Annotated in this window: 3 protein-coding genes; 2 read left to right on the top strand and 1 reads right to left on the bottom strand. The window is 49.7% G+C overall.

Annotated features, from left to right (window positions below):
* Positions 1–151: 151 nt before the first annotated feature.
* Positions 152–1,417, bottom strand: coding sequence for a DUF4143 domain-containing protein (locus AAAX36_RS09325; RefSeq protein WP_175406095.1), 1,266 nt, complete (start codon positions 1,415–1,417; stop codon positions 152–154).
* A gap of 69 nt (positions 1,418–1,486) precedes the next feature.
* On the opposite strand from AAAX36_RS09325, the gene AAAX36_RS09330 reads away from it, so the two are divergent.
* Positions 1,487–2,029, top strand: a complete 543-nt coding sequence (locus AAAX36_RS09330; RefSeq protein WP_349075262.1) for a hypothetical protein — start codon at positions 1,487–1,489, stop codon at positions 2,027–2,029.
* 20 nt (positions 2,030–2,049) lie between these two features.
* The gene (locus tag AAAX36_RS09335; protein ID WP_349075264.1) at positions 2,050–3,249 is read left to right on the top strand and encodes an MFS transporter; all 1,200 of its coding nucleotides are present in this window, start codon (positions 2,050–2,052) and stop codon (positions 3,247–3,249) included.
* The last annotated feature ends 312 nt before the right edge of the window (positions 3,250–3,561 follow it).

The following is a 3,561-nucleotide window of genomic DNA, read 5'->3' on the forward strand; positions in this document are numbered from 1 at the left end:
ATTGTATCAGGGAGGACTGACCAAGCCGCCCATAGAATCAGAAATGGAAGAATAGAGAGGATGAAAGATGATAACACTGCAGTAATTTTTTTTGAGGCTCTCATCGATTCCGCATCTCCTTGCGCGCCCACATTCCACTCCGCCAACAGCATTACGGCGCGAGCACATCCAACGGAACAACTTGGACGCCGCGGTCGGTAACGTAGGCTTGTGAACCAAATCCAATGATTGCAACTTTCGAAACCGGCGGGTTGTTTCCGGCGGCAACCATACGTTCCTCGACAGCAACAAGATTGTCAGATGCCTCTTCGATTTGAGCGGAGCTGAGCTTAACTTCAACCGGGATCCAGGTCCCGCCAGGAGCCGCAATGACTGCATCGACCTCTAGATCGCGAGAATCGTGATAGTGGTAGAGGCTCATTCCGTTTGCTCGCGCATAGACCCACAAATCATGGAGTGCCAGCGATTCAAAAAGTAGTCCAAGCGTCTTGAAATCTAACAGCAAAGTCTCCGGAGTCGCCCCGAGCGCAGCGGCCGCCAGTGACGGGTCAGCAAGATGATGCTTCTTTGATTCTCTTAAGTGCACCGGAGATCTCATTGCTGGATTCCACGCGGGAATATCGCGAACGAAGCTAACCCGTGCGAGAAGAGATATATACGATGCCGCCGTTTGTCTCGATACTTCTCCACCAAGATCAGCTACGAGCGTCTTGAGTGTCGCCAAAGTGGATTCATTACGCGCTAGCGATTCGATGACAGCTTTGACCTTTTCGGGATCGCGTCGAGAGCCATCAACACGAGACAAATCTTCTTCGGCGACTATGCCGATGTAACGTTTCGCCATCGCCGACGCAGCCAGCGCATCGCGACCGACCGCCGCGGGCCATCCACCACGGACAACGCACTCGGCAATCGAGGCAGAATCCAACGATCCGAAAGCGCCATTGAACTTTTCGCCAGAAATAATGCCCGACAGCTTAACCGCGCCGCTAGATTTCCCAAGTTCGAAAAGCGTCATGGTATCCATGCGCAATTTAGCGAACCTTCCAGCGCCACTGTGCATCGGCCGTTCATTGTCTCGCGGCGTCGCCGACCCCGTAAATATGAACTGGCCAGGCTCGCCGCCGCGGTTGTCGCACTCAAACCGCGCCGCGTCCCAAAGTTTCGGAACCTCCTGCCATTCATCGATCAGCCGCGGCACCTCGCCTGCAACGGCAAGCGCCGGGTCCGTCTCGGCACGCAAGCGATTCTCGAAGTTGCGCGACGGGTCCATGAGCAGGAGCCTGGACGCCGCACGGGTCCCGGCCGTGGTTGTCTTTCCACACCATTTCGGTCCTTCGATGAGAACGGCACCGAATATCCCTAGCATCTGGTCGAGCTCATTTTCGATAATTCGAGTGTAGTACTTTTTTGGCATATTTTTCACCATTGATTACCAGCGCGTTTAACTAAATTTATCGTTTTCATTTAACCAGATTTTGCTTTTTTGATTAACCAGATTTACGCATTTCAGTTAACGAAACAGATTAAACATGCACGAGTCAAGCCACGACAGGCTCGCGCCGTACTGCGGGAATCTCAGTATTACTTAGATTTACTTGCTACCGGAATTGACCCGAACAGCCTATCCCCTCTTCATTTCAATCATCTATACACAGTCAGGAATGAAAATGACGGCATTCTTGACGTGCTCGCGCGTGCTGATGCGTATTTTGATTTGATAGACCATTTTAAATTCGCAACCTACCTTATGATTCATCGAGATGGTAGAAGCATTGAAGATATTTTTGAAATGTATCGCGATCGTGATGCATTTGCCGCTGCAGAAAGCTATACGGCAACTCTAGATCAAGCTGGGGTGTATTATGCGGTTTCTTGTTTCGAAATCGACCGGCTGGCAATAGTTCGTCGAGAAGAAAGAGCGCAGGATGTCCTATTCTATCGATACCCTGTTCAAAAGCTTTATCAGCTCTTCATTGAGACTATGAACATTTCAGGCTTCGAGTCAGTAGCGAGTGGCCTGACATAATTGGTTGATGGAAGTGTCAAATGAATAAGAATGCCACTGCGCAACTGCACGTCTATTCCGCCTTTTTCGTTCTCGCGGGATTTGTTTTAAATCGGGGGGTATTTCTACTTTTCCTTGCGAATAAAGGGATGTCTGTCACGGAAATCGCGCTTTATCAAGCCCTGTTTAACATCGCAACGGTCGTCCTCGAGCTGCCAACAGGGCTGATAGGCGATTTCTTTGGAAAGAAGTTTTCGATTCAAGTGGGCGTTCTGCTGCTTTTCTTCCATACGGCTGGCATGCTGTTGCTCTCAGGTCCCTTTCTCGTCGCGCTTTCCCTTGTTGAGGCACTCGCCTACTCCCTTCAATCGGGATCCGAACAAGCGCTTTTATATGAAATTGCCCGAAATGCCGGTCAAGGAGAGCGCTTCCTCACCATCAACGCTCGGCTGCTTGCCGCGCAATCAATCGCGACGGGAGTGGCAATCGTACTTGGATCATTCATTGCCCAAGTATCTTGGAGCGCCCTCTACGTATGTGTCTCCATTTTCTATCTCCTGCAGCTTTTCCTTCTGTATCCCATTGAGAGGACGGAAGCGACCCGTTCTAAAAGCTCTGAAAAGGGAAGGTTTGACGCAGCCAAGATGTTCAGACGCGAAACCTGGCGTGTTGGAGAATCCGCTTTTGCGGTATTGCTTCTTCTAATCGGCACGAGCATGCTCGATGGATTCTATGGGAGTTATTACAACTTGAATCAGTTGGTATTCGACGCATTTGATGCTCCCGTCTCCATAATAGGAATCTTTTTCGGTGCATCCTATGCAGTAAATGCGACGGCCTACATTGCAGCAGATTTCTTCTCATCGCGTTTCGGGAAAAGAAACACCATGCTCGGCTCGATGCTAATCGAGGCCGGCCTTTTCATGATTCTTCCGTGGTTCGCTTCAAATCCGCTGTGCTTGTTTGGCCTTAGCATGGTGCTTTGCTTTCTCCCAGAAGTGGTGTACATCACTTCGGAAAACTTAATCCAAGACGCGATAGCGGACGATCTCCGCGCGACGATCCTTTCCGTCGCGTCTCTGGTAAGGGCTCTCTTTTCTGCAATGTTTTTCTCCATATTTGGATATGTGTTGGGGTTATATCCCATTCAGATAGCGCTCGGTGTTATTGGCGCAATCGCGATAGCAATTACCGCCGTTGTTTCTTTAAAAATGGTAGGAATACATGTCTCCAAGAATTGATATATCGATTGACGAGCTGCCCGAAGCGTCGAGCCTTCTTGATGGACATGACTATTCGTCACAAATCATTCAGCGTATCGCCGGGGTTCCAGTAATACTCGATGCATCGGGATGCCCTCATTCCCCTTTTTTCGAAGTTGAATATGATGACAGGACGATTAGGTTTACAAGTCAAGCAAGTTAATAATCTATGTGGCCAATGTGATACCGTTGAACCCGCATATCGATACCGCTCAGCCATTCGCCTCGCCCCCGTCGCACGTATCTTCATCCGGTCTGTTACTTTTAATCTAACAATTCTTTGAGGAACGT

The organism is Collinsella sp. CLA-ER-H10, from assembly GCF_040092475.1.
Classification (GTDB): Bacteria; Actinomycetota; Coriobacteriia; order Coriobacteriales; family Coriobacteriaceae; genus Collinsella.